We start from the raw sequence: 7137 nt of genomic DNA on the forward strand, positions 1-7137 counted from the left end.
CTTCTTTCAGAAGCAATATTTACCTTTAATTCTTATTAATCCAAAAATTATCGCAGTTTCAGCCTTCTCAACTCTCTTCTTTTTCTACAATGTCTAGAAAAACCGATACTATGTGTGGGTCGAATTGTTTTCCACTGCAGCGATTCAATTCGGCTATAGCCATTTCCTTTCCCAAAGCACTTCGGTACGGTCTGTCATTAATCATTGCATCATAAGCATCTGTAACCGAAAGAATCCTGCATTCAAGGGGAATCTCGTCCTGCTTAAGCCCGAAAGGATAACCAGTTCCGTCATACCACTCGTGATGCTTGTAAATATATTCAGCGACATGCTCTATGTCCGGAAGAGAGTTCGCTATTCTGTATCCGATTTCGGAATGCGTCTTCATTTCCTCAAATTCAACAGCTGTCAATTTGTCGGGCTTTAATAGAATGCTGTCCCTTATGCCTATCTTGCCTATGTCATGAAATTTTGCCAAAAGCGAAATCTTATTTAGACGGCTTTCAGTAAAACCCAATACCTTGCCGATTTTTATGCAATTCTCCTCCATCCTTTTTGCATGAGATTCGGTTTCGAAGCTCCTCGCCTCAAGCATATTAGTCAAAAGAGAAAGGTCTCCGTTATTTCTCGTATACCTGTGATTTGTCTTTTCCCTATACATTTCGTCATCTGCAAATTTATAAAGTTCCCTTATTGTTGCAGCATTTTTATTTCGAACGCCATAACCCACCGAAAGATTTGTCGAGACAAAAGAATAATCTTTTTTTTCATTCCTCAAATCTTCCTTTATTCCCAAATTCAGCTTTTCAAGTTCGTCCGGCGATGTGTCTTTTAAAAGAATCGCAAATTCGTCGCCGCCCACTCTTGCCACAAATGCATCTTGCGGAAGATGCATTTGTATTATTTCAGCTACCGTCTTTAGATACTCGTCCCCTGCGATGTGGCCAAGTATATCGTTGACAAGCTTGAGCGCATCAACGTCGCAGACAAGTATCCCGAAATTTCCATTTCCACCGTCCATTTCAGACAATTTCCTCTCGAAATAATTCCTGTTGTAAACGCCTGTAAGAGTATCTTTTATACTCATATTATATAGCTTCTGCTTCGCCTCGTTGCTTTCGGTTATGTCTCTAGCTATTGCAAGGACGTATTCATCTCCAATGCTTGCGAATCTAACATCGTATTGATTATTGATTCCCATTTCGGCAAGAGATATTTCAATCGTGTTTTCGGCTCCCGTCTCAACAAATCGATTGAATTCATTTCTAAGGGTTTTCGCCATGTTGCCCGGAAAAATATCTTCGATTGATTTGCCGGAAAATTCACCTCCGATAAATTCCGCCGCCTCTTTCGGCTCCATCATGTTTTCTATAAAAACCCCTTCATTGTCCAAAACAAACATCATATCTGGCATGGATTTGATTACAGCCTTCAAAGGTTCTTCGGCAGCATAGGCAAAACCAACAGATAAAATAATCAATAAAGTTGTCACAAGTAAAATAGAAAAAACTCTTTCATGGCAATCCTCTCTCGCATTCAAAATAGGCCTGTCTTCTTACGCATATTTTATACTATTACAAGGCTTATTTCTACCGGTTCTCTTGATTATGCTTTTTATCCGGTTTCGTCTGCATCTGCCCATTTCAAACAGCAGAGGAATATTGTTCTATAATAATAGAGCAGTATAAAAGATTAGGGGTTTTTATTTGAATAACAATCATACATTATACTTGATAAAAAACCCCTCTTTCGAGGGGTACATACGATATCTACACTTTTCCAGGAATTTCTACCCAGAATTCTACTCCTTCTTCTGTGTTTTCAGCTCCATATTTTCCTCCGTGAAGGTCTACTATAGCCTTTACGATTGCCAGTCCAAGCCCTGTTCCCACAGAGGGATTCAAGCCATGGTTCATCACCTTATAGAAGCTTGTCCAAATATTTTCAAGTTCCTTTTCATCTATAGGATCCCCAGTATTGTGAACAGAAAGCCTTAATCCATCTTCCATTTCTTCCAATGAAACGCCTACTATTCCGCCTTCTTCAGAGTGCCTCAATGCATTTGTCAGGAAATTTGTGAGTATCTGTTCCATTCTGAGTGCATCCCCATGAATCATAACTTTATCCGGCAACTGCATTTCAAGGCCTATGCCTCTTTCATCAAACAGTTTCTTCTGTCTTTTCGACGATTCTCTCGTCATTAATGCAAAGTCAAACCATTCCTTGTTTATTGAAAATGTTCCCGACTCATAAGCCGAAAGATCGAGTAAATCCTTTATGAGTGAGGCCATCTTGTCAGATTCATCCGATATTATTTCTGCATACTCAACCATAGCCTCCGGACTCTTTGCTATATTGTATCGAAGCCCGTCTGCATAGGCCTGAATCATGCTTATTGGATTCTTAAGCTCGTGGGAAACGCTAGAAACGAACCTTCTGCGCATCTTTTCAAGTATTCTCTCTCTCTCAATATCTTCTGTGAGCTTGGCATTAGCATCCCTAAGACCACTTAGAGCTTCATCGAGTTCGTCTGACATTATATTTATGCTTCTTGCGAGGTCCCCAAGCTCGTCGTCTCCGTCATAGTCCACTTTTTCATTGAAATTCTGCTTTGCTATTGCCTTTGCAGTTTTTGTCATTTTTACCACCGGACGTGTTATCCGCCCAGAAACAAGAAAAATGGCGAATGAACCAAGAATTAATGTCAACAGTCCCGAAATCATTATAAATTTACGTGCAATCGTCGTGTTTTGATCAATGATTGCCAGAGGTTTTTCTATGACCATGTAACCGCTATCTTGCAATCTCCCTATGAAAATTATTGATTTCCGCAAAGATTCCGGGCCACGCATTTCTGTGAAAAATGTGTCTTGCTCAGGTCTGCCGTCAAGCAGCCCAATATTTTTTGTAATGAACGGAATAATCTTGAACTGCTGGTTTGCCCGCCTTTCGAAAGAGGATGTTCCCGTTACGTTTCCGTCGACAATGACGGTTATTGTGACGCCATTGTCCCTGGAAAGCTCCATTATGGCATTTTCGGCATCCATGCCCTCCTCAACGCTTAATCTATATGTCACATAAACTCCGATCATGCTATTTTTGGTGCTGCTTACATAGATATCATCCAGAAAAAAATTGCTCACTATGAGAAAAGCCGCTTGAAAGGCAATAATCAAAATGACAAAGGTTATAAAAATTTTAAAACGTATTGATTTGGTCATGATTTCACCTCGAATTTGTACCCCAGCCCCCGGACAGTCTTTATGCACGTTCCGGCTTTCCCAATTTTCGACCTAAGGTTTTTAATATGGGTATCGACGGTTCTCGAATCTCCGTAGAAATCATATCCCCACACGGCATCTAGAATTACATCTCTCTCGAGGGCTATGCTTTTATTTTCGAGCAAATACACTAAAAGATCAAACTCCTTGGGGCTAAGCTCCAGTTCCTCTTCACCCAAATGGGCTCCATGGCTTTCCGGATCCACAGACAAGTCGTAGACTTTATACTTAGCCTCTTGGCTTTTGCCGGCTCGCCTCAAGGCAGAGCGGACTCTAGCCATAAACCTTTCATATCCAAACGGCTTTGGAAGATAATCGTCGGCTCCCATATTCAGACCCTTTATTTCATCGTAGGTTTCCCCTAAAGCTGTAAGGAAAATAACCGGCACATCGGATTCCTCTCGGATTTCACGGCAAACTTCCCATCCGTTTTTCTCAGGCATCATGACATCGAGTATAATCAGATCTATATCGTCATTCATATAGAAAACTTCCAATGCTTTTTTCCCGTTTTCTGCTTGAAGAACTTCATATCCATCATTTGCTAGATAATCTTCGATTATTTTCCTTATTCTTTTTTCATCGTCAACCACCAAAATTTTGACTGCCATAATTTCCTCCGAATTATATTTATTACTTTTATTATTCTTTAAAAAAAACGTAATCCCTGCAAAACAGAGATTACGTAGTCGTGCAATTATTTTTTACAATTCTTCACAATTCATTTGCAGATTTAGTCCTGCGCCATTTCTATCCCCAAAAAACATTCCGTTTTTAGGTCCTCTTTCCATATTTAAGTTCTGACCCTTTGGCCCTCTGTTTCCATCTCTTTGTCCATTTCCAGGCATCAAATTACGAATTGCATCTGCTTGGTCTTCCGATATCATTCCTTCATCAACCATGCTTTCTATCGGCCCTTCAAAATCATTCTTGTTCTCTTCAAAGTAATCTCTTCGCTCATCGCGAGTCATTTCGGAAAGCTCTTCTCGCATTTCTTCCCTCTCTACTCTGAAATCATCCATAAAGTCTGTTACTTCAGCCATTTCCGCTTCAGTCAAGATTCCTTCATCGATTACACTCTCGATGAATTCAGTTCTTCTATCATCTCGCAGAACTTCTATTCCTGCAAGAATATCATCCGCGGTATCTTGTGTAATTACTTTTTCTTCAACTAAGTAATCCAATGGCCCTTCTCCCTCTTCGGGATGCACTCTATCTTCGGATGAAAGATTCCTTTGCTCTTCAAGGAAATTCTCTATTGCCTCCAGCTCGCCTTCTGATATCGAACCATTTTCAACAAGGTCTTCCAGAATATTTTGTCCTATTGCCAGCCTCACACCGGGTGCTTTCATGTTGCCCCTAAAAAATCCTCTTTGGTTCTCTACTCTCGCTGTGTCAGTTTCAACTGTCTCCGTTGCAAAAGCAGTTACCCCCATAGCTAGCAACATAGATGCTGCCAACACAATACTCATATTTTTTTTAGTTCTGGTTGCTTTCATATCAATTCCCCTCTCTTAAACTTAATTTTGTTTGTTCCTCTTGTCTGATTACATATTACCCGGCGAATGTGACGGTTCTGTGAAGAAATATATTTCCCGCTTTATTTTTTTTAAATTAATCATATTTTCCTAAATCCATAACAATACTCAATACGAACATAATCCGGCTGGACCAAAGGCTTCATAGCTAATCATGAAATCTACTTGCAGTAAAAAGGACAAAACTTTTTTTAGTTTTGTCCTTTGCATTTAAATCTCTCCTTGCATTACACGTTCGACAAGGCCTAAAACCTTTTCTTTAATAATATCTCGAGTTTCCTCGTAACCTTTCTTTGGTCCCCCGGAAGGATCGTCTATCCCCCAGTCCTCCGTATAATCTGCCGGTACGAACGGACATACAACATTGCAGCCCATCGTAACAAGAATATCCACTTCAGTTGGTATTGCCGATAAAAGTTTCGGGTGATGGCCATACATATCGACTCCGGCATCCTCCATTACTTGAACGGCCAACGGCTTGACCTCGGGGTACTCTTCCGTTCCGGCAGAATATGCCTCGATAACTTCGCCTCCAAGTTTTTTGGCCCATCCCTCGGCCATTTGCGAGCGGCAGGAATTATGCACGCATACAAATGCAACTTTCTTCTTTTTCATCGTTTACCTCCGCGTTATTATATTTAAACTGTTTCTACTTGGCAATGAATGAAGATTTTGTTCTGTTTGCAATTTTTACTAGTGTAAGCATGAGAGGCACCTCCACAAGAACACCTACAACTGTAGCAAGAGTGGCTCCGGACTGAAGTCCGAAAAGAGAAATAGCGACTGCCACAGCAAGCTCGAAGAAATTGCTTGCTCCTATAAGGGCTGCCGGCGCCGCTATATTATGCGGAAGCTTCCATGCCTTCGACCATCCATATGCTATGAAGAATATCAGGAACGTCTGGATAGTAAGTGGAACAGCTATCAATGCGATATGAATGGGGTTATTCAGTATAATTTCTCCTTGAAAGGAAAAAATAATAACCAAGGTCATAAGCAGTCCGACTATTGTTATATTGTCAAATTTTTTAAGGAAGACATTCTCAAAGTAATCCTTCCCGTGCTTTTTAATGATTAATTTTCTTGAGTACCATCCTCCCGCCAGTGGAATGACAACGAAAAGCACTACGGAAAGAAAAAGTGTATCGTAAGGAACCTTTATGTTTGATACCCCGATAAGCAATGCGACTATCGGTGTGAAGGCCAAAAGCAGTATAAGGTCATTTACCGCCACTTGAACCAATGTGTAAGCCGGGTCTCCCTTTACCAAATGACTCCAAACAAAAACCATCGCGGTGCAAGGCGCCGCTCCCAAAAGGACCGCTCCTGCCAAATACTGTGTAGCAAGTTCAGGCCTTATCCACGAGGCGAATACGGTTTTAAAAAAGAATGCGGCAATCAAATACATGGTAAAAGGCTTGATCAGCCAATTGACGACCGTAGTAACCGTTAACCCCTTTGGCTTTTTTGTGGCTTCTACGATGCTGTGAAAGTCAATCTTGAGCATCATCGGATATATCATCAGCCATATCAGAATGGCAACCGGAATTGAAACCTTAGCATATTCGAATCTGCTAAGTGTCTCGGGTACCACCGGCATCCAATGTCCAATGGCAACACCTGCCATAATGCAAAGAATGACCCAAACTGTGAGGTATCGCCCGAAGACGCCCATTTCTTCGGAAATTTGTTTTTTGTCAAAGGCTTTTGATTTTTTTATTTCTTTATTCTCCATCTTCTGCCTCCCGTGAGCCGAGCCTAAAGCTCAGTCGTTTTTATGTTTTTCAAAACAAATTCCTTGTCTTTTCGTATGTTTTGACACGTGAATCCATGTTTTAGATAATTTTCATAACGTTTGCTATCTTCAATGCATATTGAAATCTTCAGAAAAACCTTTTCCATGTGGTCACAGAGTTCGGGGTTTTCTTTCTTGAATTCCTTATCAAGTCTATAATGAACCCATTGCGCATCCTTATCGGCTACAATGATTCCCATATTCCTAAGCTTTGCAAGATGCCTTGATATATTTGATTGGTTCAGCTCCAGTATTGTCTCCAGCTCGCACACGCACATCAAGTTGCGATTCAACAGATTTAGAATCCTCAATCTGTTTTCATCAGCAAGAGCCTTCATTATTTCCACCTGCCTCATGGCTTCCCCCTTTCTTATATGATTACTTACTCATATACTAACATGTGGAAAATCTTTGTCAATAAAATCAATAGAAAGTTAACATAGCAAAAAAGGGGCGGAAATGCCTTCGCATTTTCACCCCTTTTTTTATTATTTTTTTAAATCAAACGTAAGCGTCATTAAAA

At 40.6% G+C, this 7137-nt stretch carries 7 protein-coding genes; all 7 read right to left on the reverse strand.

Annotated features, from left to right (window positions below; all coding sequences use genetic code 11):
• Positions 1 to 67: 67 nt before the first annotated feature.
• The 7 genes from JJE29_05510 to JJE29_05540 all read right to left on the reverse strand — a co-directional run bounded on the left by JJE29_05510 (position 68) and on the right by JJE29_05540 (position 6970).
• Positions 68 to 1540, reverse strand: coding sequence for a diguanylate cyclase (locus tag JJE29_05510; protein MBK5252073.1), 1473 nt, complete (start codon positions 1538 to 1540; stop codon positions 68 to 70).
• Positions 1541 to 1769: 229 nt separating this feature from the next.
• Complete coding sequence (locus tag JJE29_05515; protein MBK5252074.1) at positions 1770 to 3221, reverse strand: HAMP domain-containing histidine kinase; 1452 nt, start codon at positions 3219 to 3221, stop codon at positions 1770 to 1772.
• Entirely contained in the window at positions 3218 to 3895 is a 678-nt protein-coding gene (locus JJE29_05520; protein ID MBK5252075.1) for a response regulator transcription factor, read from the reverse strand. The genes JJE29_05515 and JJE29_05520 overlap by 4 nt, the downstream gene beginning before the upstream one ends.
• Before the next feature lie 90 nt (positions 3896 to 3985).
• A complete protein-coding gene (locus JJE29_05525) occupies positions 3986 to 4780 on the reverse strand; it encodes a hypothetical protein (protein ID MBK5252076.1) in 795 nt (264 codons plus the stop codon).
• Positions 4781 to 5029: 249 nt separating this feature from the next.
• On the reverse strand, positions 5030 to 5434 hold the full coding sequence (locus JJE29_05530) for an arsenate reductase ArsC (GenBank protein ID MBK5252077.1): 405 nt from the start codon (positions 5432 to 5434) through the stop codon (positions 5030 to 5032).
• A 34-nt stretch (positions 5435 to 5468) separates the two neighbouring features.
• The gene (gene arsB / locus JJE29_05535; protein MBK5252078.1) at positions 5469 to 6554 is read right to left on the reverse strand and encodes an ACR3 family arsenite efflux transporter; all 1086 of its coding nucleotides are present in this window, start codon (positions 6552 to 6554) and stop codon (positions 5469 to 5471) included.
• A 23-nt stretch (positions 6555 to 6577) separates the two neighbouring features.
• A complete protein-coding gene (locus JJE29_05540; GenBank protein ID MBK5252079.1) occupies positions 6578 to 6970 on the reverse strand; it encodes a winged helix-turn-helix transcriptional regulator in 393 nt (130 codons plus the stop codon).
• Positions 6971 to 7137 lie beyond the last annotated feature (167 nt).

Source organism: Peptostreptococcaceae bacterium, assembly GCA_016649995.1.
Lineage (GTDB): Bacteria > Bacillota > Clostridia > Peptostreptococcales > BM714 > BM714.